This is a genomic window from Thalassospira sp. GB04J01 (assembly GCF_000751115.1).
In the GTDB taxonomy this organism is placed as follows: Bacteria; Pseudomonadota; Alphaproteobacteria; order Rhodospirillales; family Thalassospiraceae; genus Thalassospira; species Thalassospira lucentensis.
Genome location: NZ_CCDX020000012.1, coordinates 161,388 through 182,105, shown reverse-complemented (window position 1 = coordinate 182,105; position 20,718 = coordinate 161,388). Strand labels below are relative to the sequence as shown.

21 protein-coding genes are annotated in these 20,718 nt (G+C 54.9%); 1 reads left to right on the top strand and 20 read right to left on the bottom strand.

Annotation, left to right across the window (positions count from 1 at the left end):
* Nucleotides 1-425: 425 nt before the first annotated feature.
* Entirely contained in the window at nucleotides 426-1,370 is a 945-nt protein-coding gene (locus AMM48_RS12220) for a cyclase family protein (protein WP_102784263.1), read from the top strand.
* A gap of 73 nt (nucleotides 1,371-1,443) precedes the next feature.
* Here AMM48_RS12220 and yghX read toward each other — a convergent pair whose 3' ends face one another.
* From yghX to AMM48_RS12120, 20 genes are all read right to left on the bottom strand, one after another.
* Entirely contained in the window at nucleotides 1,444-2,331 is an 888-nt protein-coding gene (yghX, locus tag AMM48_RS12215; protein ID WP_102784262.1) for a YghX family hydrolase, read from the bottom strand.
* 231 nt (nucleotides 2,332-2,562) lie between these two features.
* Entirely contained in the window at nucleotides 2,563-3,516 is a 954-nt protein-coding gene (locus AMM48_RS12210) for a D-2-hydroxyacid dehydrogenase family protein (protein ID WP_102784261.1), read from the bottom strand.
* 41 nt (nucleotides 3,517-3,557) lie between these two features.
* Nucleotides 3,558-4,787 (bottom strand): beta-ketoacyl-ACP synthase, encoded by a 1,230-nt coding sequence (locus AMM48_RS12205; RefSeq protein ID WP_102784260.1) that lies wholly within the window; start codon nucleotides 4,785-4,787, stop codon nucleotides 3,558-3,560.
* A complete protein-coding gene (gene fabG, locus AMM48_RS12200) occupies nucleotides 4,784-5,509 on the bottom strand; it encodes a 3-oxoacyl-ACP reductase FabG (RefSeq protein ID WP_102784259.1) in 726 nt (241 codons plus the stop codon). Before fabG ends, AMM48_RS12205 begins: the two co-directional genes overlap by 4 nt.
* On the bottom strand, nucleotides 5,506-6,012 hold the full coding sequence (locus tag AMM48_RS12195) for a 3-hydroxydecanoyl-ACP dehydratase (RefSeq protein ID WP_102784258.1): 507 nt from the start codon (nucleotides 6,010-6,012) through the stop codon (nucleotides 5,506-5,508). The genes fabG and AMM48_RS12195 overlap by 4 nt, the downstream gene beginning before the upstream one ends.
* Nucleotides 6,009-7,232 (bottom strand): beta-ketoacyl-[acyl-carrier-protein] synthase family protein, encoded by a 1,224-nt coding sequence (locus AMM48_RS12190; protein ID WP_198413531.1) that lies wholly within the window; start codon nucleotides 7,230-7,232, stop codon nucleotides 6,009-6,011. The genes AMM48_RS12195 and AMM48_RS12190 overlap by 4 nt, the downstream gene beginning before the upstream one ends.
* Nucleotides 7,232-7,831, bottom strand: a complete 600-nt coding sequence (locus AMM48_RS12185; protein ID WP_158246466.1) for a DUF3261 domain-containing protein — start codon at nucleotides 7,829-7,831, stop codon at nucleotides 7,232-7,234. Before AMM48_RS12185 ends, AMM48_RS12190 begins: the two co-directional genes overlap by 1 nt.
* An 8-nt stretch (nucleotides 7,832-7,839) precedes the next feature.
* The gene (locus AMM48_RS12180) at nucleotides 7,840-9,099 is read right to left on the bottom strand and encodes an NAD(P)/FAD-dependent oxidoreductase (protein WP_102784256.1); all 1,260 of its coding nucleotides are present in this window, start codon (nucleotides 9,097-9,099) and stop codon (nucleotides 7,840-7,842) included.
* Nucleotides 9,092-11,404 (bottom strand): hypothetical protein, encoded by a 2,313-nt coding sequence (locus AMM48_RS12175; protein WP_102784255.1) that lies wholly within the window; start codon nucleotides 11,402-11,404, stop codon nucleotides 9,092-9,094. The genes AMM48_RS12180 and AMM48_RS12175 overlap by 8 nt, the downstream gene beginning before the upstream one ends.
* The gene (locus AMM48_RS12170) at nucleotides 11,404-12,075 is read right to left on the bottom strand and encodes an outer membrane lipoprotein carrier protein LolA (RefSeq protein WP_102784254.1); all 672 of its coding nucleotides are present in this window, start codon (nucleotides 12,073-12,075) and stop codon (nucleotides 11,404-11,406) included. The genes AMM48_RS12175 and AMM48_RS12170 overlap by 1 nt, the downstream gene beginning before the upstream one ends.
* Nucleotides 12,072-12,482: a thioesterase family protein gene (locus AMM48_RS12165; RefSeq protein ID WP_102784253.1), complete on the bottom strand. Its 411-nt coding sequence runs from the start codon at nucleotides 12,480-12,482 to the stop codon at nucleotides 12,072-12,074. The genes AMM48_RS12170 and AMM48_RS12165 overlap by 4 nt, the downstream gene beginning before the upstream one ends.
* Nucleotides 12,479-14,041, bottom strand: a complete 1,563-nt coding sequence (locus AMM48_RS12160) for an aromatic amino acid ammonia-lyase (RefSeq protein WP_102784252.1) — start codon at nucleotides 14,039-14,041, stop codon at nucleotides 12,479-12,481. Before AMM48_RS12160 ends, AMM48_RS12165 begins: the two co-directional genes overlap by 4 nt.
* Nucleotides 14,031-15,740: a glycosyltransferase family 2 protein gene (locus AMM48_RS12155; protein WP_158246465.1), complete on the bottom strand. Its 1,710-nt coding sequence runs from the start codon at nucleotides 15,738-15,740 to the stop codon at nucleotides 14,031-14,033. Before AMM48_RS12155 ends, AMM48_RS12160 begins: the two co-directional genes overlap by 11 nt.
* Complete coding sequence (locus tag AMM48_RS12150) at nucleotides 15,737-17,419, bottom strand: AMP-binding protein (protein ID WP_102784250.1); 1,683 nt, start codon at nucleotides 17,417-17,419, stop codon at nucleotides 15,737-15,739. The genes AMM48_RS12155 and AMM48_RS12150 overlap by 4 nt, the downstream gene beginning before the upstream one ends.
* Nucleotides 17,416-18,015, bottom strand: coding sequence for a hypothetical protein (locus AMM48_RS12145; protein WP_102784249.1), 600 nt, complete (start codon nucleotides 18,013-18,015; stop codon nucleotides 17,416-17,418). Before AMM48_RS12145 ends, AMM48_RS12150 begins: the two co-directional genes overlap by 4 nt.
* Complete coding sequence (locus AMM48_RS12140; RefSeq protein ID WP_022731464.1) at nucleotides 17,996-18,244, bottom strand: acyl carrier protein; 249 nt, start codon at nucleotides 18,242-18,244, stop codon at nucleotides 17,996-17,998. The genes AMM48_RS12145 and AMM48_RS12140 overlap by 20 nt, the downstream gene beginning before the upstream one ends.
* Before the next feature lie 2 nt (nucleotides 18,245-18,246).
* Nucleotides 18,247-18,510 carry a phosphopantetheine-binding protein gene (locus tag AMM48_RS12135; RefSeq protein ID WP_022731463.1) on the bottom strand — a complete coding sequence of 88 codons (264 nt, stop codon included), beginning with the start codon at nucleotides 18,508-18,510 and terminating at the stop codon, nucleotides 18,247-18,249.
* Nucleotides 18,485-19,318: a 1-acyl-sn-glycerol-3-phosphate acyltransferase gene (locus AMM48_RS12130; protein WP_102784248.1), complete on the bottom strand. Its 834-nt coding sequence runs from the start codon at nucleotides 19,316-19,318 to the stop codon at nucleotides 18,485-18,487. Before AMM48_RS12130 ends, AMM48_RS12135 begins: the two co-directional genes overlap by 26 nt.
* Nucleotides 19,311-20,081 (bottom strand): beta-ketoacyl synthase chain length factor, encoded by a 771-nt coding sequence (locus AMM48_RS12125; protein WP_102784247.1) that lies wholly within the window; start codon nucleotides 20,079-20,081, stop codon nucleotides 19,311-19,313. Before AMM48_RS12125 ends, AMM48_RS12130 begins: the two co-directional genes overlap by 8 nt.
* A gap of 8 nt (nucleotides 20,082-20,089) precedes the next feature.
* A complete protein-coding gene (locus tag AMM48_RS12120) occupies nucleotides 20,090-20,488 on the bottom strand; it encodes a hypothetical protein (protein ID WP_102784246.1) in 399 nt (132 codons plus the stop codon).
* Nucleotides 20,489-20,718: the final 230 nt, after the last annotated feature.

Below are 20,718 nucleotides of genomic sequence, written 5' to 3'. Positions count from 1 at the left end.
GCTTGTTCTTTTTGCAACGTCTGGCCCTTCAAACGTTGGTGCTGAAATCAAAATGCTCGCTCAAGAAACGTGTCTTTGGGTGTTTTTTTGCGTTGAACTTTTTGATTTCCCCCGAAACCTTGAGGTTGGAATATGACGTTGTTTAAGCATGGTTTTCAAGTGGTACATGAAAAAAAACTGTTAAAGTTTAATGGTGTTATGCAATTTTTGGTTGGGCGGTAATTTCGCCGAAAGGAAGGGACCTTCTGCGCGTCGTGTTTATGTTTGTTGTGAGTGATTTCGCATCTGAGCGATAACCGATCATTCTAAATTAAAGGTTGATCGAATTTCGCTCTTTATAAAGCAATTTTTCCCGGTTTCCCAAGTTGTTTTCTTGGCATGTTAATTGCCCATCCTTGAGTCCTTATCAACTTAGGGGGGAAACAATGCGTAAATCAAAAATCCTGATCGCAGCGTCGGTTATTCTGGGCATGGCCTGTGCCCATGTTGTTCATGCCGAAGATCGGTTTGCCTCAAAATTTGGTCCGAATGACCAGATCGGGGCGGCTAATAATCTGAGTGCAGAAACAACCTTGGCGGCGATCAAGCTGATCTCAACGGGAAAGGTCTATTCACTGGGGATGGAAATATCACGCGAAACACCGGCCTTTGCGCCGCGTGGTGTTGCGGTAACAGTATTCTCGCCCAGTCAAAGCGGGAATAAAACCATCGGCAGCAATTCCGGAACATATAACGATGATATGTTCACTGGCTGGCTGGGCGTCGGGACCCAGATTGATGGCCTTGGTCATCTTGGCGATCATCACACTTACTATAACAACAACCATGCCGAGGACTTTGTCATGGCCACCGGCCTGACCAAGCTTGGCATTGAAAATGTGCCACCGATTGCGACGCGGGGGGTGTTGCTTGATATCGCAGCGATCAAGGGAACAGATCGTCTTGACGGCGGGTATGTGATTACCCTTGATGATTTGATGAAAGCGCAAAAAGCGGCTGGAACGGAAATCCGCAAAGGCGATGTGGTCCTGATCCATACCGGGTGGCTTGATCTGGTGGGCAAGGATGATGGGCTTTATGGCCGTACTGAACCGGGGCTTGGACTTGCCGCCGCGGCCTGGCTGGCTGATCAGGGTGTTGTCGCCGTTGGGGCCGATACATGGGGGCTTGAAGCTGTTCCGCATGAAGACCCAGACGCGTTTTTCCCGGTTCACGTCAAACTTCTGGCCGAAAACGGGGTTTATATCCTTGAAAACATTGTCACTCGCGACCTTGCTGCGGATCGTGCGCATGAATTCCTGTTTGTACTGGGGCAGGCCAAGCTTAAAGGTGCGGTACAGATGATCATTAATCCGGTGGCTGTCCGTTGAACTGACAATCGGCTTTGATGTTAAACATAGAAACCGGCGGTCCATCAGGATCGCCGATTTCTGTTAGCTTGCGTTAAGTCAGGTACTTGTTGAACCAGTCGATGGTGCGTTGCCATGCCAGTTCGGCCGCGTCTTTGTCGTAGCGCGGGGTGGTATCGTTGTGGAACCCGTGATTGGCACCGGGATAAATGTGGGCTTCATAGACCTTATCATTGGCTTTGAGCGCCGCTTCATAGTCGGGCCAACCGGCATTGATGCGTTCATCAAGCTCGCCGTATTGCAGCAATATTGGGGCCTGAATGCGTGGCACGTCTGCGGCGTCTGCCTGACGGCCATAAAACGGTACAGCAGCCCCCAGTTCCGGGTAGGCCACCGCCGCCGCGTTGGCAACACCCCCACCATAACAAAAGCCGGTGATGCCGATCTTGTCGGTTGTGGCATCATGAGCGGTGAGGAATTCAATGGCGGCGAAAAAATCATTCATCAGCTTCGTCGGGTTCACCTTGCGTTGCAGTTCACGGCCCTTGTCATCATTGCCGGGATATCCGCCAACCGATGTCAGGCCATCGGGGGCAAGGGCGATAAAACCCGCCTTGGCAACGCGGCGCGCGACGTCTTCGATATAAGGGTTCAAACCGCGGTTTTCATGCACCACGACAACGCCGGGAAGCTTGCCGGTCGCGTTGGCGGGCTTGACCATATACCCGCGCACATCCCCGTGGCCGTTGGGCGATGGATATGTGATGTATTCGGGGATGATATCGGGATCGGTAAATTCAACCTGATTGGCAAGCGCGTAATCCGGGCTCATGGCACTTAGAACCGCCGCAGCGGTAATGCCACCCACTGTGTAACGCCCTGCCCGGTCAAGGAACTCGCGCCGGGAAATGATCCCGTGGGCGTAGAAATCATAAAGCTCCAGAAGCTTTGGCGAAAAATCCTTGGCAGTCAAACGTTTCATCGTGTGCTCCTTCGTCGGTGTGACTAAGTGGTGCAGAGATGGTGACGACGATTGAATTCAGGCATTTAATAAGGTGGTGTAGGCCGGGGGCAGGGGTTTGAGGATGTGATTTGAACGCTGTTTAGACGGTGCGGGAAGTTCACAGGGATGGCAAGTCACATTGGCGAGATCACTGTTATGAATGTGAGCCCGGTTACATCTGTTCATAATCGACGATTAAAAGACGGGATGTCAGGGAGTAATCACGCGAACCGGCTTTCCAGCAAGCCATGCCATAATGGCATCGACCGTTTCACCGTAAAATACATCCCACGTATGGCGCGTGACATAGCCAAGATGCGGGGTCAGCAAAAGACCATCGCAGCGGCGCAGTGGGTGGGATGCGGGCAACGGTTCGATGTCATAGACATCCAGACCGGCCCCGGCAATCTCGCCGTTGTTAACCGCTTCTATCAGGGCCGCGTCATCAATAATCGGGCCGCGTGATGTGTTGATCAGATAGGCGGTTTTTTTCATGCATTTGAATTCATCGGTGCTCATCATGCCAGCGGTTCGGTCGGACAGGCGTTGATGAATGGTGACGAAATCGGCATCGGCCAAAAGGGCTTCTTTTTCTGGCATGTATTCGACGCCAAGTTCCGCACAGCGTTCCCTGGTTAAATTTTGGCTCCAGGCCGTGACGCGCATGTCAAAGGCCTTGGCGATGGTTGCAACCTTGGAGCCCAGCCGACCAAGCCCGATAATGCCAAGGGTCGATCCGGCAAGATCCTGGCCAAGCCCGACCTGCCAGCCGCCGGTGCGCATGGACGTGTTTTCCGGCACAACTCCGCGCGCTAGACCCAGCATCAGTGCGAATGTCAGCTCCGGTGTTGCGGTGGAGGGGGAATTGGTGCCGCAGACTGTGATGCCATGATCATTGGCATAGGCCACATCAATCGCGTCGTTGCGTTTGCCAGTGGTGACAATCAGTTTGAGGTTGGGAAGGTCTGTCAGCACGGATGCGGGCAAGGGTGTTCTTTCACGCATCACACAAAGAACATCAAACGGTTTTAGGCGTTCGCACAATGCCCTGGGATCGGTAAGCGTGTCATGAAATACGGTGATGTTGCCATGCGATTTGACCCCGGACCAGTCGGCAGAGGACAGGGCAAGGTTTTGATAGTCATCAAGGATGGCAATGCGCATTGTCAGGCGTTTCCCCTGAGGTAAAGGCTGGTAGTTGATGCTTATGGCAATGTGAAAATCAGTGATGTATTGATGCCGCCAAAGGCGAAATTGTTGCTCATCATGTATTGGGTCGACATGCTGCGCGCGGTGTCCTTGATATAATCAAGTTCCGCGCAGTCCGGGTCGGGGTTCTTAAGGTTTGCGGTCGGAACAAACTTTCCGTCGCGCATCATTTCCAGTCCCAGCCATGCCTCGATCGCACCACAGGCACCGAGCGTATGACCAAAATGGCCTTTAAGCGTATGGATTGGAATGGCGCGGTCAAACACCGCACGGGTAGCTTTGCTTTCGGCCAGATCGCCGTGGTCGGTGGCGGTGCCATGGCCATTGACGATATCGATGTCAGATGGGCTCAGGCCCGCATCCTCAAGCGATTTACGCAGTGCAATTTCCATTTTGTCGGCTTGGGGCTGGGTGATATGTGCGCCATCGGAATTGGACGCAAACCCGACGATTTCACCATAAATGGTCGCCCCGCGGGCCTTGGCATGTTCGTATTCTTCCAGGATCAACGTCCCGGCCCCTTCGCCAATCACCAGCCCGTCCCGATTGGCATCATAGGGGCGCGGGGTGATTTCGGGGTGGTCGTTATTGTCGCTGGTGGCAAACAGGGTATCGAACACGGCGACCATGGTCGGACAGAGTTCTTCGGCACCGCCCGCGATCATCAAATTCTGCATGCCGTATTTGATGGCTTCATAGGCATAGCCGATCCCCATGCTGCCGGATGTGCAGGCGGTTGATGTTGGAATGATCCGCCCGCAAATGCCGTATAAAACCCCGATATTGACCGCCGAGGTGTGGCTCATCATCTGAATATAGCTGGTCGCAGTGATGGCGTTGCTATCGCCGGTTTCCATCAGTTTGGTAAAGCCCATAACCGGTGGGGTGCTCCCGAATGAGGAGCCATAGGCAATACCAAGACGTCCGCCCTGTAAGGTTTGTTTATCCTCACGAAGTCCCGCCATTTCAAGTGCCTTGTCGGTGGCCGCAACCGACATCTGGGCAACGCGGCCCATGCTGCGCAATTGTTTGCGGGTGAGCTTGCCCTTAAGCGTAAAATTCTCGACCGGACCGGCAAGGCGGGTGCGCAGGTCATAGCGCCCATCCCAGTCATCCATGCGGCGAATGCCGGTTTCGCCCGCATACATCCGTGCTGAAATGGTGGGCCAATCATCGCCCAAGGCTGTAATTCCGGCCATGCCGGTGACAACAACGCGCCGGGTCATAGCATCCCCCCGTTTACACTGATGACCTGACGGGTGATATAGGCAGCATCGTCCCCACAGAGAAACGCAATGGTCGCGGCGACTTCATCGGCGGTGCCATAGCGGCGCATCGGGATCATTTTTTTGACCTCATCGGCGGGCAATTCATCGGTCATCTGGGTTTCAATCACCCCCGGGGCGACGGCGTTGACCGTGATTTTGCGTTTGGCCAGTTCAAGCGCCAGCGATTTGACCGCGCCAATGATCCCGGCCTTGGACGCGGCATAATTGACCTGCCCGCGGTTGCCCGCCAGGCCGGCGATGGAGGTCAGTGCGACAATACGACCGCCCTTGCGCCGTTGGATCATCGGCATGATGAGGGGCTTTATGACGTTATAAAACCCGTCCAGATTGGTATGCAGCACAGCATCCCAATCGTCATCTTCAAGGGCGGGAAAGGCGGCGTCACGGGTCAACCCGGCATTCAGCACCACACCAAACGGCGCGCCATGTTCGGCAATGTCGGCTTCAAGTGCGGTGCGGGTGGCATCGCGATCCGCAATATCAAAGCTGATCAGGCGTGCGGCGCGGCCCATCGCGGTGACGTCCTTAAGGACTCTTTGCGCGCCATCGCGGTCGGAATGATAATGAACGATGACATCATATCCATCGCGCGCAAGGCGTTTGGCGGTGGCGGCCCCGATGCCCTTGCTGGCACCTGTTACCAGAATGGTTTCTGTCATGACGTTGTCGTTTCTTGGTTATGGGGCGTGTGGGATGAGGCAGGCGTGGTGACTGTGTCACCGGGTTGATAGACATTGATCTGGGCAGCGACAATGACGTCATTTCCGTCGCGAATTTCGCCTTTGAAGACGCCCATTTCGCCATCTTCAAAAACATTTTCGACATATATATTCAATCGGGTGCCCGGTTCAAACCAATCGCGGGTCATGGTCATTTTGCGCGTGCCAAGCAAATAGCCGATGTGTGGGAGCGCCGCAGGGTCGGCAGATTTAGCGCGCCAGCCACTATATGCGGCGACGGCCTGTGCGATATATTCAATCCCGACATAGGTGGGGACACCGTGGCCTTTTTCAAAGAACATGCTCGTTTGTTGAATTGTGACTTCGGCCTGAAGGTGATCCGGCCCGGTATCGCAGACCCGCTCAATCAGCAGCATCGGGGCGCTGTGCGGGACAAGCTGATCAATGGCGGGTATGGTTGTGGTCTGTGTTGCGTTGGTCATGATGTCATCCCTGCGGGGATAAAACCGCGTCCGAGAATGACCGATACGTTACTGCCGCCAAAGGCGAAGGAATTGCTCATCATGGCAAGTCTATCGTTCGGGGCAACCCGCTGCCCCGTTTGTGCAACGAGGTTCATCGGGGTAACGTCCGGGTCAATAGCACCATCCCAGTGATGGCGGGGCAATGGTGCGCCGTCTGCGGCGTGTTGTAGTGAAAGCCATAGGATGGCGGCCTCAATCGCACCCGCCGCACCTAATGTGTGGCCGGTCATCGGTTTGGTCGAGCTGACGGCAACCGTTGTGCCAAATATCTGCGCAATCGCGGTGCTTTCCATGCTGTCATTAAGTGGCGTCGCGGTGCCGTGCATGTTGATATAGCTGATATCGTCGGGCGTTAGCCCCGCAATTTTGAGTGCGGATTTCATGGCGGAAATCGCCCCGATCCCGTCGGGGTGCGGGGCATTTGGATGATGGGCATCGGATGTTTCGCCAACCCCCATCAGGGCAATGTCGCCTGCGTCCCGGCGCAGCGTGAACAGCGCGCAACCTTCGCCGATATTAATGCCGTCACGGTTTTTGCTGAGCGGATTACAGACGCCCTCGGAGATGGAATTAAGCGCGTCAAATCCGCGCACGGTCAGACGGCACAGACTATCGACCCCGCCAACAATCACGGCGTCACACATGCCCGCATCCATCAATCGTTGGGCGGATGCGAAGGCCTTGCCGCTTGATGAGCAGGCGGTCGAAATCACATAGGCCGGACCCGACAGGCCCAGCGCATCGCGCAAAAAGTCGGCAGGCGATCCGATTTCCTGATGCTCATAGCGAAAACCGAGGGCCCATGTGCCGGTTTCGAGCATGTCCTGATACCCGGTGGTGCCTTCTTCGATACCCGAGGTGCTGGTGCCCAGAATGATGCCGATGCGGTCCGTGCCAAAGGTCGTAATCAGATCGTCAATTTCAGAGGTAATCTGGGCCATGGCAGTCCATAGCAGGCGGTTATTGCGGGTGTCATATTGCGTAAGATGATCGGGCAAGGCGACAAGCGGTCCGGTTACGGTGCCGAGCATGGTGGTGCGATCAATCAGAAAATCGTCATGGGCAATCATGTCCGCCCGGCGGTCGCCAAACAGGGTGCGCGATGTTTGCTCTATCCCCTGTCCAAGGGCGGAGACAATACCAAGGGCCGACAAAAAGGTCGAAGTCACCGACATCATCAGGACTCCAGTCTTTGCGATCTGATGGTCAGGGTATAGCCCAGTTTCATATTGCGCAGGGTTGCCACACCCTGCCACGGATCGCGGATCGGTTTTTCAATCGCTACGAACACCAATCCATCACCGGTGGTGCGGATGGTGCGCTGACCCATGGTTTCTTCGACGGTCATGGATTGATCCACCGCGTCACTGACAACATCGTCTGGCCAATAGGTCATGACGATATCGCCAAGCAACCGTTCAGGGTCAAGGGCATCTGGCACCCAGTCGGCCTTGACGATGTTGAGCCCATCAAGGGTCCAGTCAATGGTCATGGCCCGGCGGCCAAGATCATCAAGCACGGCAATCCTGACCTGACCGGGCTGGGCCGAAATCCGGGCAAGGAAAGTGGCCGTGCCCGGCTCACCGTTTTTGGGGCGCCATTGTGCGGTGACCTGTTGAGTAGCCTCAAGGCCTTGGGCAGTGTCCCACGGGTTTTCCGGCAACTCTATGGTAACCCCCGGTGCCAGTGCAATCGTGTACGCAGGATTGGACGCAAACGGGTTGGGGACCGACAAGTCGGCAAAATCCGTAACACAGGCGTTCAGAGACAGGGTCATGAATAGGATCAGGATGGATCGCATAAGTCGTGCAACATCTCCAGGTAACGGTCAGTTTTGCTTACCAGCGGATTGTCGAGGTTCCAAGCGTATCCTGCAAGGATCGAAACAACCATACGTTTGAGTTTTGTATCATCATCGGGTTGATTGAAAATAATCGTTTGTAGACGTCCGTCATACCATGCATCGACATATGAACGGAACGTTTCTACACCCCGGTTAAGCGGAATGGCGTAATCCGCATCCCAATCGACGGCCTGACCATTGTGACGCGCAATAAGCGCCTTTGCCGCCAGTTCGGCGGAATGCATGGCAATGGTCACACCCGATGAAAAAACCGGGTCAAGGAAACCAGCAGAATTGCCCAGAAGAACATAACCGTCGCCAAAAAGGGTGTCCGATTGCGCGCTGTATCCGGCAATGGCATTCAGCGGACGGGTCGGTTCGGCCTTGGCCAGAAGGGGGCCAAGGCCGGTATCGCCGATTAACCGATCAAAGATGGCCTGATCATCAAGACCATCAAATTCCGGATCCTGATCGGGGTAAATCACCCCAACAGAGGACGTGCCGTCGGAAAACGGAATCAACCAATACCAAATTTCCGGGCGGACGGGGTGGACCGTGATCAGGATTTTTTCCCGGTCATAATCGGGGTCGGATATATGATCGCGCAGATGGGTAAACAGGGCGCGCCGTTCGGTCGATTGGCTTGATTTTATAATGCCCAGCATCCGGGGCAGGACCCGGCCATAACCACTGGCGTCGAGAACAAACGTCGATCTTATCCGACCGGTTTGACCCGAATCATTTTCATAGTCGAGGGTACAGTTACCATCGCGCAATACCGCATCGGTGACCTTATGCCCAAAACGGATATCGACCCCGGCATCGATGGTGGTTTGGGCCAGAATGTGATCAAACCGGCTGCGTTGAACCTGAAAGGTAGTGCCCCATCCGGTGTCTTCGAAGTTTTCGCGAAAATCAATGGACTGATAAAGTGATCCGCGTTCAAAAACGGCCCCATTTTTGTGTTGGAAACCGGCTTTTTCAACCGCATCAAGCAAACCAGCCCGCTCAAGCACATTCATGCAGTGAGGCAGAAGGCTTTCGCCGATGACAAAGCGCGGGAAGGTTTGCGCTTCAAGAACAATCACGCTTAATCCCGCATCACATAGACATTTGGCCGCAACCGTTCCGGCCGGTCCGGCACCGATGATGGCGATGTCACAATCGGTCATGAGGTGGCTTTCAGAATGATTGTCAGACATCGGATTGATCGGCTTTCACGGATGTTGGGCACATGGCATAGGACAGCACCCATGCCGTTGGAAGGCCAATGGCCATGATGGTTCCGATGGCGCTGACCACGGGAACAGAACTGCTGGCGAGCAGGCCAAAGGCCAAAATGCTGCTGATCAGCGATAAAAACACGGCAAACCGGGTTGCATCCTGCTGGCCGTGCTTTTGGCTTTCGGAAAAGAAGATCACGTAATCGGCCCCGATGGCAAACACCAGAAACAGTGCCATGATGGTAAAGAAATTGATTGTGATCCCGATTGCAGCCGCCCCGCCAAGTGCAACAAGCATCGCCCCCGCAGGCGTTCCCAAAACACATAGCCCGCGGATCATACCATAGCGTCCCATGGCAAGACCCCCGGCAATCAACAAGGCAATCGCCAATCCCGCCGTTGCCCAGTTGCGATAATGGGCGAACTGGTCGGTGATGGTGGCGCGCGGGTTGATCAAACGGGCGGCGTCGATGTTGGCAATTGCCGTGGCAACGGTATTGGCATCGGTCACGGCGTTTAACCGGACGATATCGGTCGTGCCATCACGCAGGTTTGCCAGTTCCGGGAACTGGGCAAAGGCGTCTTCGTCGGCGTGTAAATAGGGAGCGCCTGGATAGGGCGTTTGAATGTTGATCGGAATCAGGGGTGCCAGTTTTGGTGCGTAGATTTCAAAGAGCTGATCTTTGATCAGGGTACGGTTTTCGTCCTGCCGTTTGATCGACGGGATCATGTCCGACAAGCCAAAGGCAGACCCGACAGTGCCGTCTTTGATCAGGGGACGCAGCGCGTTTTGTACGGCCTCGCCCGTTTGAAGGCGGGATTGGCTGTCTGCGCCATCAATCCGGATAAAGACGGGGTTTCCGCCCATGCCCATGGTATCCCCGATCAGGCGCGCCTGCGTTGTCAGGGTGTCGTTGCCATGCCCGAGATGGCGGATGTCATCATCGGTTGGTATGAACAAAATACAGATCGCAAATCCACCAAGGATGGCAAGTGCAGCCATCCCCCGGACCAACCGGGGCAGACGCAGACGGCGCAAGGTATCATCAAGTTTCTGATACACACGCGGGATGAGCGACCGGTGTTTGACGCTCCGCGCGGGCAAAAGCGGGAGGACGAAAAGCACGGTGACATAGGCTGCGATAAGCCCGGCGATGGAATAAATCGCGATTTGGGCAAGAAGGATGGCCGGGCTGATGGCCAAAACCGCAAAGCCGCAGACCGAGGTCAAAAGGCCAAGGCTTAGGCCGGAACGAATGGTCGCAATCCGGGCGGTTGGTGATTTTTCATCAGCGGGTAGCACCAGATAATGCAGCGCATAATCGACCGATATCCCGATCAGACTGGCCCCGAAGACCAGCGCAATGGCATGAATGCCATCGAAAATCAGGGTGACGGTAGCAATCCCGGCGATCAAGCCGCTGCCGACCGTGATCAAGGTGCCGATCAGGGGGAGTGGGGAGAAAAACACACTGAGCACCATGGCAAAAATGCCAAGGGTCGCAATGATGGCGATGCGCTGGACATCGGCTTTTGCAGCAGTTGCCTCGGCCACAGCGAAGAAGACTTGCCCGGTTTTAGCGATGGTGAGTCCGTCAGATTGATTGGTATTGTTCTGGGCGTTGGTGATGACGTCATTGACCTTGCCCACCCATGCGCTGCCCTGCCCGTTACGCCGAAGGTCCGGGGTCAGAATTATAAGGATCGGGGTATAGAAATTGTTGTCTCTTTGCACGATCCCGGAAGGACCAAGTTTGTTGCCCAGTTCGGCCAGAAAGTTGGGGAGCAGGGAGAACGGATCGGCGCGAAGCGATGCTGCACTGACCATTGAAGCAGGTGCATACAGCGTTTTTACCGCGTTTTGATAAACCGGTTCCCCGTTGCCGTCGCGCAAAAGTGCCCGGTCCCTGTCCGACAGCAGGCTTTGCGCATGGGGCAGGTAAAAATCTGAAAGCCGCGCAAGGTTTCCCGAGTCATATCCCGGCATAGAAACCGACTTTGTGCCCGGAATGTTTGCGATGTCAGAAGCAAGGGCGCGGGTTGCCGTTTCAAGCATATCTTGCTGGTTGGCCGACACCATGATGATGGCCTGATTGGCATCATTTGCCAGTAAGTCGCGCACGGTTTCGATATCGGATTTTCGGGCGGTGTCGTCGGTTTTTTCCAACCCGATCAGGGACAGGACATCACCATCAATCCGGGCGCTGCCCGATGTGACCTGCCAGATTGCAGAGGTCACCATGATCAACAGAAAAATGCCCCATATGCCCCCGCGCACTGCCATCAATCAAAGTTTCCCGAAAGCAGTTTGGCAAGATCAGTCGGGAGTGGTAGGTCGTGGCGTTTTTGATCGTTTAGCGTGATTTCGTCGCGGTCGCCCGATGGTTTGTTCAATGTGACGTGGGTGACAAATTCATCGCCCTTAACAATGATCTGACTGACCAGGTTGGATAGTCCGTTGCTGTTTTTCGGGGCGAGTGTGACTTGCCAGTTCGGTGCTGTGGCGGTTTTGGCGGGTGTGATGGTGAATTGATCAGACAGTGGGTCCCAGTTTCCGGCAAGGACGGCGGAAATCAGCGCGATGAACTGATGAAACCGCGCACCTGATGCAATGGTTTCAAATGTGCCGTCATCATGTTTGCGGGTAATCCCGTGATCGTTCATCACGGTGGTATCGGGAAACGGTTTCAGGTTTTGCCAAATCAGACCTTTGCTGGGTGACAGGGTAAATTCACCGGTCGAGGTAAGTGGTGCGTCAAAGCCGTCAAGATGGCGGTCAAGGGCAAAGGTGCCGGTTAGATATTGCTGATCGCTGATCGGGGTAGGCATGGCGGCGGACGGCAAATCTGCCTTGGGCGCGGTTCCGTCGGCGCGTGTTGGAATTACCGACAGCATTGCGACTAGGAACAGGGTCAAGGCGGATACTGCCAATGGTACAGACCAGCGGTGGGTCATTGCGTCATGGCCTCCAGCCTCTCAATCAGGAAGTCGGGACTGCGAAACAGCATTTCGCCGGTGTCTTTTTCAACTGCGACCTGAATGGTAAAGCCCTTGGTCAGTTTGGTGCCGGTTTTTGCATCCGTGATCAGATAATCAATTTTCAGGCGATTTTCGAATTCGCGTAAGGTTGCTGTGATGGTGATTTTTTGCCCAAAGGTACACGGGCCAACATATTTGACCCGCATGTCAACAATCGGCCAAGCATAGCCCGATGCATCCATTTGCGGATAGTTGTAGTCAATCTTTTCCAAAAGCGCACAGCGCGCATTTTCAAAGAACTGCACGTAGTTGCCATGCCAGACGACATTCATCGGATCAAGATGATAAAACTGGATCGTTTCGGTGACAGATGCACTGATCATGATGCGATTTCTTCATCATAGAGCGCCCAGTGGCGGTTCTGAATGCGTGACACCAAAAGACGCAAGGTGCCTTCAAGCGGTTGGTCTTCGGCGATGAAAGGGATGTCTTCCTTTAAGCTGTCAACAAAGGCCGAAACCTTGGGGCCGAGTTGTTCCTTGGTTAATTCACCAGATTTTTCGCGCAACGCGATGGCCTGACCAACAGCCAAAAGGTTTGCCGCCACGACCTGTTCGGTCAGTTGCAGGACGCGCAGGCAATCGCGTGCGGCAATCGTGCCCATGCTGACCTTGTCCTGATTATGACATTCGGTAGAACGCGAAAAGACGCTGGCGGGCATGGTTTGTTTCAAAGCTTCCGCCGTCCAGGCAGACGCGCCGATTTGCACGGCCTTAAGCCCGTGATTAATCGATGCGCGGTCGGGATCTGCCCCCGACAGGTTCGATGCCAGACCATGGTTGAATTTGGTATCAACCAGAAGGGCCATCTGGCGATCCATCAAGTCGGCCAGATTGGCGACCAGTGTTTTCATACCGTCGGCGACAAAGGCGACATGTCCGCCATAGAAATGCCCGCCATGCAGGATGGTGTTTTCCGTGATATCCAAAAGCGGGTTGTCATTGGCACTGTTAAGTTCTGTTTCGAGGGTCCGCCGGAAGGTTGGCATCATATCGGCCAGCACCCCGATAACATGCGGGGCACAGCGCAGCGAATAGCGGTCCTGAAGACGGGCCGGTTCATAGGTGCTACCCAGCGATGACAAATCATCTTCGATCCATGCCGCAATTTGCGCCTGCCCAGGGTGGGGTTTGGCGGCAAAAAGACGCTTGTCGAAATGGGCGGGATTGCCAAGTAATCCCATGCTGGCAAGGGCGGTAATACGCGATGTCAGTTTGCACAGATAATTGGCGCGCACAAAGGCCTGACACATGAGGGCAGTCATCACGGCCGTGCCGTTCATGATGGCAAGGGCCTCTTTGGGGCGCAAGGTCAGCGGGGTTAATCCGGCGGTTGCCAAGGCGTCTTGGGCGGATGTTTTCTGACCGCGATAAAGAACGTCACGTTCGCCGATCAAAGCCGCGGCAACATAAGAAAGCGGGGTTAGATCGCCACTGGCACCGACCGATCCTTCTTCGGGGATCAGCGGGGTAATGTCATGGGCCAGCAAGCTCGTCAGTTGGTTGAGCAAATCAACACTGACACCGGAATAACCCGTGCAAAGGGATGCCAGACGTACGGTCAGAACCGCGCGTGCCTGTTCGGGGGCGAGAATATCGCCCAGCCCGCAGCCGTGAAAGCGACTAAGATGAAGCGGCAGTTCTGCAACCAGTTCTGGGGGCACACGGCGTGAAACAGAATCACCATAGCCGGTGGTCACACCATAAATATGACCCTTGTCGCGCAGTTGCTGATCAAGGAAATCAGCACCCTTTTGAATGCGGGCACGAAAATCGCGATCCCCCGACAGCACGGGTTGGGCACGTTGTTCGGACAGGGCAATGACATCTTCGACCGTAAGATCGTTTTCGCCAAAGATTACATTGATGCGGTTATTGGTCATCACCGTCCTTTTTCTTTGCCCAGAAATCATGGAAATTGAACCATTGCAGCGGCTCCATAACAACTATCTTTTCAAGCCATTGCGCATATTGGGTGGCGTAGCCTGTGATGGCCTCGGTCCGGTGCTTACGTGGCAAGGTCATTGTGTCGGCCAGTTTCTGCCACTCGATTTTAAATCGTTTTCCCGAGCGCCAGGCGGCTGCCATATAAACCGGGCATTGTAGCAGATACGCCAGAACAAATGGTCCTTGCGGGAAATTGGCATCTTGACCAAGGAAGGGAACCGCGACGGATTTATCGCGGGCACCAATCGCAACCCGGTCTGCGGCAATGACAATCCATTCCCCACGTTCAACCCGTTCGCGCAGCATGATGGCGGTATCAGGGCCGATGTCGGTGACTTCGATCAGGTCGACCTGACTTTCCGGGGCCAGTTTTTGCAGCACGCGGCCAAACCGGGCCGCATTTTTTTGATGCAGCAAGACATTAACGCGGAAATCGCGATCCCGGCTGGCGATGGCACGCACCAGTTCCATATTGCCAAAATGCGATACCAGCAAAACGGCGGCCTGATCACGCGGCATATAGGCAAACAGATTGTCGGCATCATCAGGCAATTCGAGATCATCTATTTTTAGCTCACCACACCACGCGGCGATTTTATCAAGTGCACTTTCGCCAAAGCGCAGAAAATGACGGAAACTGTTCCAGCGGGTGGGGGCAACGGGTGCACCATTTTGGTGTGCGCGGGTCAGAAAGTCATGCGATGCGCGCCGTGCAATGCCGCCGGTCAGATAAAAATAGACGATGACGGGCAGCATGATTGCAAGACAGGCGCGCCGTCCGGCAACGCGGTAAACCCAGCCAAGAAACCGCATGCCAAAATACATGCCGCGCTCGTCGATTTCCGCCCAGTGGGCGGACGCATCCTTGCTATCCTGTCCGCGATCAGCCGTTTGATCCTGGGCAAATTTTCCGCCGCGCCAAATGTAACCGGGCAGTCGGCCAAGCATGCCAAACACCAGCCTCGTATGCATCCAGCTAATCAAAAGGTTGTCCTTCCACATGCGGAAGTTTGAGGTGTTGTTTTCGGGGTATGTGACCTCGGTCGGGACATGGTGGACGGGGACACCGCGCCAGTAAAGGCGCACCATCAATTCGGTATCGAAATCCATTTTGTGGCCGCAGCCTTCTTCGCGCCAGACCGCGAGGCTTTCGGAAACCGGGTACACGCGAAAGCCGCACATGCTGTCGCGGATATGGGTCGATAATGTTTCGATCCAGACCCATACATGGGATACCCAGCGTCCAATGCGGCGTTTTTGCGGGATGCTGTCATCATAGACCGGAAGGCCGGTGATCAGCGCGGTTGGGTCTTCGTGCGCGATGCGGATCATTTCGGTAAGGCGGTCAAGATTGTGCTGCCCGTCGGCATCGACCTGGATCGCGTGGGTGAAACCGGCGCGTTCGGCCATGGCAAGGCCCGCCATCACCGCGACACCCTTGCCACCATTTTCGGCCAGATGCTGACAGGTGACGCCGTTTTCGGGGTCATGCAGGGCGGCGACAACATCGTGTGTCGGCGTGTTTGATCCGTCATCAATGATGATCACCGGCAGGTCATATTCACGCACACGCGCCACCACATCGCCAAGCACGTCATGATGGTTATAGGTCGGGATGACGGCACAGATTTTCATGTGGAAGCCTCGCGCCATTTCAGAATGCCGGAACTGTGGTCGCCTTCCGCGTCGGAATGGTAGCGGAATTTGACTTTCCTGTTGTCCCGATCGCAATCAAGTTCAAGCATCAGTGTTGATCCCGGTGCAATCGGTTTGCGGTATTTAAGTTGCGTCACTTCACTGATGGTAACCGGGACACCAAAAAGCGTTGCGGCCTGATGGATCGCCCAGTGCAGTTGCACGACACCGGGCAGGATCGGCATGCCAGGAAAGTGGCCACGGAAATAAAGCAGATCGGCCGGCAGGCGCAGCGACAGGTTGATCCGGTCATCATCGCGATTTTGTATAACGATTTCAGGTGTTAAAGGTTCCATATCGGTAAAAAGAGAACGCAATAAATGAAGCGGGCGTTTGCCTTGACTGTCAGACGGCAGTTGATCGACAAAGCGCCAGCGTTGCGGTAGGGCAGCGTCATCTTCGAATTTGGCGATTTCACGCCGGAGTTTCCGCCCCATGCGAAACCGTCCGATATCGGCCAGCATATCGCGGCCTGCGGGCGACAGGATAGCCACCACGCCAAGGCGGCGGTCACTTTCCTCGGGGATCAGCGCAATGGCGTCTTCGACCAGACTGCTTTGGCGCAAATGGCGTTCAACAGCGCCGAGCGAAATGCGTTTGCCTTCGATCTTGACCACCCGGTCGGCCCGGCCATGCAGGGTGAAGGTTGCGCCATCGATCTTTGCGATGTCTTCGGTCTGATACCAGTCATCGCCTGCGATGTGGGCGGCGCGCACGCGCAGGCATCCGGCGTCATTCAGCGCCACCTCAACCCCCGGTAGGGGATGCCAGACGCTTTGGGCGTCAAGTTGGCGGCGATGGGCGATGCCCCCGGTTTCGGTGCTGCCGAAAATTTCGGTCGGGCAGGTGCCGAGCATCGCGGTGGTTTCACTTGCAGCGGCAACATCAAGAGGACCACCCGATGAAAAGATCAGGGATGGGCGCGGAACGTTTGCCAGATCGGGATGCAGGTTTTTAAGATGGGCCGGGCTTGTGATCAAGATATCGCCGGTCACGATATCGCCCTGCATCATTTCCCAATAGGGGGCGGAATCGGCGGTAAAGATGCGCCCGGTCATCACCGGCCAGACGATGCGGAAAATCAGGCCATAGATATGCTGATGGGATACCAGTCCGACAATGCGCGCGCCCGCAGGAATTTGAGGCCGCCAAAGTTGTTCCTGCACGGTGATTTCTGCCTCGATTAGGGCGAGGGTCTTGGCGACCGGTTTAACATCCCCGGTCGAGCCGGAAGTAAAGAACACTGCGCGGCAATTGGATGCGGCGGGCAGCGTCATGTTGCTGGTGTTTGTGGTGGTGGCGGCCGCGGCGAGCCTTTCGCGGATTGCTGCGTCATCAAGATACAGATCGAATTGGTCGCTAATGCCGTCGAGATAGGCCGAGCGGTCGGTTGCCGGAAAAATTACGGTCGCACCCGCACGCCACGCGGCGGTGATTGCAATTAGGAACAGGCGGGCCGACTGGCAATGGATGGCGATGCGTGAAGACGCGGACAGGGCAGGGCAAAGACGGTCGATATCGGAACGCAGATCGCCCGTGCTAAACACCCGGTCACCTTCGATGCAAAGGGCGACGGTGGCGTTTTTCGGATTATGCAGATTTTCGATAAATCCGATCATGGGGTTTCCGTGCCGTTTCGGGTTTTGCGGTCATGACGGGCGCGCAGAATGCGACGGACCGGCCATTCGCCAACGAACAATAGGCCCATCACGATGTAGGAAATAAGGCCGTTATACAGCGTCCAGATTTCCATGCTGGCATATTGTGCCGTCCAGCCGGCGATGATTGCATTGGCGGCAAAGAACCCGATCCAGACCTTGGTCAGTTTGCGGGTATAGGCAATCGAATAATCGTCAAGATCGGGTATCTTGATCCGGGCGAGGCGTTCGACCATCGGTCTTTCGGTAAAAAGCGTGACGGTAAAGACCGATCCCATCGTCAGGCTGACGATTACCGGATAGAAACGAATGGCAAGAAGTTCGCTTGCAATCCCGCCGATGGCAACAATGACGGCAACTAGAACAGCAAGACCGGCGGCGGCATAGCGTTTTGCGAAAACAAATGTCACGGCGCGCAAAAGCACCACGATCAGAAGCCCGATCAGGATGACCTGCGGGGAAAATACCGACAGCCCGAAATAGACCAGAACCGGATAGGCAACACCCAGTGCGGCAAGCAGAAAGGTTGCGACCCGTTTAGGAACTGACCAGGACATGGATCTTCTCGACGACATCGTCGACGGTGCGGACAGACCTGAATTCCATCGCCGGGATTTTCTTGCCGGTGATTTCCTGGAATTTGACGATCAGGTCGACGGCATCGATGCTGTCGAGGTCAAGGTCTTCGAACAGGCGGGCATCGGGGGTGATATCCTCGGCGGGGACTTCGAAAAGTTCGACCAGATAATCGTGAAGCTGCTGATAAACGTCTTGGCGGCTGTGCATGATTATCCCTCCTTTCCCGAAGCCTGAATGAATTTCGCCAGATTATGCACCGATGCGAAATGGGTTTTCACATCTTCGTCTTTGGCATCAATCCGGACATCATATTTTTTCTGGATCGCGACGCCAAGTTCAAGTGCATCAATGGAATCAAGACCCAGACCGTCGACAAACAGGGCTTCTTCGCTGTCGATATCGTTTACATCGACATCCTCAAGATTGAGCGTGTCGATGATGAAAGCTTTAAGTTCGGTTTCCAGCGAAGTCATCTTTAAGTCTGTCCAGAATGTAATCTTTGATGAACCGGGTCAACGCACGTGCTTGTTTGGCGCGCGGCAAGTCCAGATCGTTAATATCGTCAAATAATAGCGGATGATCGACTTCCAGTCGGTAACGAATTTTCGACGGTGGAATGCGATACCACGGTATCCCCTTTTTCAAGGTATCGTGATTACAGTGCACAACCACAGGAATCAAGTCGGCTTGTGTATCTATCGCGATGTTTGCGACGCCGCGTTGCAGTTTTCCAAGTTTTTTCTGGCTGGGGGTGCGAGTGCCTTCGGGGAAGATCAGGATATTGGCCCCCGATTGCAGATGATGTCGGGCCTGCATGATCAGGTTTTCCGGGTTGTCGTCATTGCGAATAAATCCGGCGGCGCGCACAACCCCAAACAGGAACGGATTGCGAAACAGTTCGTGTTTGACCACACATTGGCAGCGATCAAGCTGCGACAGGATCATCACCACATCAAGCAAGGTCGGGTGATTGGCAATAATCAGCGAGCCTGTGGCATCGCGCAACCGTTCGAGGTGGTGTGTTTCCACCTCGGCAACGCCGGAATGATCAAGCATCCAGACAAACAGGCGAAAGCCACGGCAAATCACCAGTTGGGCATATTTACGCCGTTTGGCACGGTTGCGTAAAATCACCATCAGGGCCGGAAAAATCGTCAGCGCCATGAACAGGCCGCCAAGCCCGAAGATGGAAAACGCCAACCCGGTGCCAACAAGTCGCCAGTACCAGTTCAGGTTCCTGCGGGTGCTTTGTACTGTTTCGGCGCAGGCAGGTTTAGTCATGACGCGAAACGGTCCATGCGGTGGTGGTGCTGCCAAGGGTTAGTGGGGGGGCAGAGGGTGATTCAAAAAAGGCAGTCAGGTTTTTGACCTGATCATATGATGATGCGGCGATGGTCTGTGCCCGGTCTGATCCGCAGGATGAGAAAGCAAGGGCTTTACCTGTCGCCGGCATCTCAGGGGTGGTGTCGTCATCGGGCTCAAGGCGCATGGCAAAGGCAATCGCCGTCTGGGGTTCGGCGACAGTATCAGTATAGACATCTGGCAACGGTAAATCGACATAGCACAGGATGACGGGGCTTTGTGTTGCCATCATTTGACAGACGGCTTCGGTCAGTCCGGCGATCAGGCTGTCATTGCCCGCGGCAATGGCCGTGTGGCTCTGGGTGATCGACCAGTTGATCGAGGCAATACCGACAAAGGCATTATGGACCGACATGCTGAAATCCGCCGGGGAAAGGGCCTCGTTCGTCGCGACCTGATGGAGAAGCTTGACCGTGCGGTTAATGTTGCCGTGCCGGGAACAGAAAACAATATGCGGGTTGTCGACGGGTGTAAGCATCTGGGTAAGCGTTTCGGCGGCGGCGCGACCAAACAGGTCAAGCCGCCGCCGCCAACCGGGTTTAATGCTGCGCGCCAGATCGTTCTGGACCGATGGTTGGGATACCGCCGATGTGTTTTCGGGTGTGTGCAAGGTCAGGCTGGCCCGACCATTGGTATCTTCCCACAAAGCCCAACGTGACAGTCGGGCGCACAGCAAAGTCATCTGGTGTCCTAGTTGGCAAGTGCCGCACGGGCCGAAACCGCGCGCAGGATGTCCTGTCTCAGGTTGTTGACCCACCGGTTATAGTTACGGTGAATCGTTGTACCATTATATTGTAGGTTACTACTATCAACGTAAATGATTGAGTACTGTTTCTGATTAAACGAGATGGCAACTTTTGCGCTGTGCGAACGCGGGGCATAGGTTGCGGTCAATTGACCTTCGCCTTCGCGCTGAACAATCCATTCACGTGTCGAAGCGGTTTCAATGATGGTTTCTTCAATCTCGGCCATGCTGAGTTTGGCGACATCGGCGGGGAAGGGCTGATTGGAGAAGTTCTGAACAGTCGCCGAGCAGGCAGCAAGCACTGCGACAACGACAAAAACAGAAGCAAGTTTCAAACTACGCATTTTGATCTGCCTTGATTAATGGGTGGAAAACTGACTCAATCATGTCGGTTTGGGTCAAGTTGCCCCGTGACCGGTGCGGGGGCGTCCAAACTATCGCCCAAAAGCCGTTCTTGGAACGATTTTACCGACGATGCAGGGCGCGTGATTGTAATTCAGCAATAATGGATTGTGCAGGTGGCGGCAAGTACCACTCTTGGGAAGTCTAACTCATCGGACGCAAGGCGTTTTTT

Coding starts and splice junctions, on each gene's coding strand:
- AMM48_RS12220 (WP_102784263.1), top strand. CDS start 426: ATGCGTAAATCAAAAATCCTGATCGCAGCGTCGGTTATTCTGGGCATG.
- yghX (WP_102784262.1), bottom strand. CDS start 2,331: ATGAAACGTTTGACTGCCAAGGATTTTTCGCCAAAGCTTCTGGAGCTT.
- AMM48_RS12210 (WP_102784261.1), bottom strand. CDS start 3,516: ATGCGCATTGCCATCCTTGATGACTATCAAAACCTTGCCCTGTCCTCT.
- AMM48_RS12205 (WP_102784260.1), bottom strand. CDS start 4,787: ATGACCCGGCGCGTTGTTGTCACCGGCATGGCCGGAATTACAGCCTTG.
- fabG (WP_102784259.1), bottom strand. CDS start 5,509: ATGACAGAAACCATTCTGGTAACAGGTGCCAGCAAGGGCATCGGGGCC.
- AMM48_RS12195 (WP_102784258.1), bottom strand. CDS start 6,012: ATGACCAACGCAACACAGACCACAACCATACCCGCCATTGATCAGCTT.
- AMM48_RS12190 (WP_198413531.1), bottom strand. CDS start 7,232: ATGATGTCGGTGACTTCGACCTTTTTGTCGGCCCTTGGTATTGTCTCC.
- AMM48_RS12185 (WP_158246466.1), bottom strand. CDS start 7,831: ATGACCCTGTCTCTGAACGCCTGTGTTACGGATTTTGCCGACTTGTCG.
- AMM48_RS12180 (WP_102784256.1), bottom strand. CDS start 9,099: ATGTCTGACAATCATTCTGAAAGCCACCTCATGACCGATTGTGACATC.
- AMM48_RS12175 (WP_102784255.1), bottom strand. CDS start 11,404: ATGGCAGTGCGCGGGGGCATATGGGGCATTTTTCTGTTGATCATGGTG.
- AMM48_RS12170 (WP_102784254.1), bottom strand. CDS start 12,075: ATGACCCACCGCTGGTCTGTACCATTGGCAGTATCCGCCTTGACCCTG.
- AMM48_RS12165 (WP_102784253.1), bottom strand. CDS start 12,482: ATGATCAGTGCATCTGTCACCGAAACGATCCAGTTTTATCATCTTGAT.
- AMM48_RS12160 (WP_102784252.1), bottom strand. CDS start 14,041: ATGACCAATAACCGCATCAATGTAATCTTTGGCGAAAACGATCTTACG.
- AMM48_RS12155 (WP_158246465.1), bottom strand. CDS start 15,740: ATGAAAATCTGTGCCGTCATCCCGACCTATAACCATCATGACGTGCTT.
- AMM48_RS12150 (WP_102784250.1), bottom strand. CDS start 17,419: ATGATCGGATTTATCGAAAATCTGCATAATCCGAAAAACGCCACCGTC.
- AMM48_RS12145 (WP_102784249.1), bottom strand. CDS start 18,015: ATGTCCTGGTCAGTTCCTAAACGGGTCGCAACCTTTCTGCTTGCCGCA.
- AMM48_RS12140 (WP_022731464.1), bottom strand. CDS start 18,244: ATGCACAGCCGCCAAGACGTTTATCAGCAGCTTCACGATTATCTGGTC.
- AMM48_RS12135 (WP_022731463.1), bottom strand. CDS start 18,510: ATGACTTCGCTGGAAACCGAACTTAAAGCTTTCATCATCGACACGCTC.
- AMM48_RS12130 (WP_102784248.1), bottom strand. CDS start 19,318: ATGACTAAACCTGCCTGCGCCGAAACAGTACAAAGCACCCGCAGGAAC.
- AMM48_RS12125 (WP_102784247.1), bottom strand. CDS start 20,081: ATGACTTTGCTGTGCGCCCGACTGTCACGTTGGGCTTTGTGGGAAGAT.
- AMM48_RS12120 (WP_102784246.1), bottom strand. CDS start 20,488: ATGCGTAGTTTGAAACTTGCTTCTGTTTTTGTCGTTGTCGCAGTGCTT.